Here is a 1,220-nt window from a genome sequence, read left to right as displayed (position 1 = left end):
ATTTTAATAAGGAAGGGACTTCCGTGCTTAGCCTAGACTGGATGCCGTAATTGCTTTGCATATGAGGATCTTGCTCATTAAGCATTTGTTTGCCTTTTTCACTAATTGAATTTTTATAAATGAGTAGCGTTCGGATGCTCTGATTAGACGCCAAGGCTTTTGCACCAATATCAGTAATTCGATTAGAGCTGAGATCTAGATAGGTAATTTCTGGATGTTCGATTAAAAAATTACAAATGAGAGGAATATCTTCATCAGTAATGGAACGGAGAAATAAGATCAATTTTTCCTTAAATATTCCTTCTTCAATTGCTTCAATTGTTAACATAATTACCTCTATTTGTTTATTGTGTTTATATTTTGAATTATTGCAAAGAAAGGCACAAAGGAAAATTTTTCCCATTATCCATTCCATTTTGGAATGGATAATGGGAAATACTCATAAAAAATGTTAAATGATTTAAATCCCGGGTTGTGAACTGGATGATGATGTAGATATAAGCCTTGATGGAGTTTGCGACATCAAGGCTTAGTCTCTGGGTTGCCCTGCATAAAGCAGGACAGATAGAGAATTACTTTCTATTAAGGGCAAATGACGACAAGACAGCTTTACTAAGGATGATGTTCAATACGCGATAGCACCCCATGAGAAAAATATAAGCTTAAGTTGCGTACACGCATGGCATTCCCGCCCTTCCGCCATGTATAGGCATAGTCCCAGCGCTCATTGTTAAAAGTGGGGCTTAGTAAACTGGTACCCATCAGAATTGCTACATCATGTTTGCTCATGCCTAGTCTTAAACGTTCTATCTTACTCTGGGGTAATAAATTACCTTGCTGCACAATTCGTCTGGAAAAATCATAGTCAGTACAGTGGGTGAGCGTTAAGGTTAACGCGATACTAATGAGAATGGTTCTAATTCGCATTTTTTTGCCTGTGGTGAAAAATTTCGCCATAATAGCATGCCATCCATAGAAAGGCACCTGGATCACAGGTGTTGAATATCATGCAGAGGAGTGCTTGTGGAAGAGAGCCAGCAATTAAAAGATGCCGGATTAAAGATCACGATGCCCCGCTTGAAAGTATTACAGATTTTAGAGCAATCACGTGATCATCATTTAAGCGCGGAGAGTGTATACAAAGCCTTATTGGATATGGGGGAAGATGTGGGCTTGGCAACGGTTTACCGTGTTCTTACACAGTTTGAAGCAGCCGGCTT

2 protein-coding genes and 1 pseudogene are annotated in these 1,220 nt (G+C 39.0%); 1 reads left to right on the top strand and 2 read right to left on the bottom strand.

Annotated features, from left to right (window positions below; all coding sequences use genetic code 11):
- Both BN58_RS17070 and BN58_RS17065 read right to left on the bottom strand, forming a co-directional pair.
- A pseudogene (locus BN58_RS17070) lies at positions 1-328 on the bottom strand (hypothetical protein); the annotation flags it as partial.
- Between the two features lie 284 nt (positions 329-612).
- Positions 613-957 carry an outer membrane protein assembly factor BamE gene (locus BN58_RS17065; protein WP_019217870.1) on the bottom strand — a complete coding sequence of 115 codons (345 nt, stop codon included), beginning with the start codon at positions 955-957 and terminating at the stop codon, positions 613-615.
- A 66-nt stretch (positions 958-1,023) separates the two neighbouring features.
- Here BN58_RS17065 and BN58_RS17060 point away from each other — a divergent pair.
- Positions 1,024-1,220, top strand: a 197-nt coding sequence (locus BN58_RS17060) for a transcriptional repressor (protein WP_019217869.1), incomplete at its 3' end; no start/stop codon positions are given.

Origin of the sequence: Legionella tunisiensis (assembly GCF_000308315.1) — a bacterium.
GTDB lineage: Bacteria > Pseudomonadota > Gammaproteobacteria > Legionellales > Legionellaceae > Tatlockia > Tatlockia tunisiensis.
This window is presented reverse-complemented; position numbering and strand designations above follow the sequence as displayed.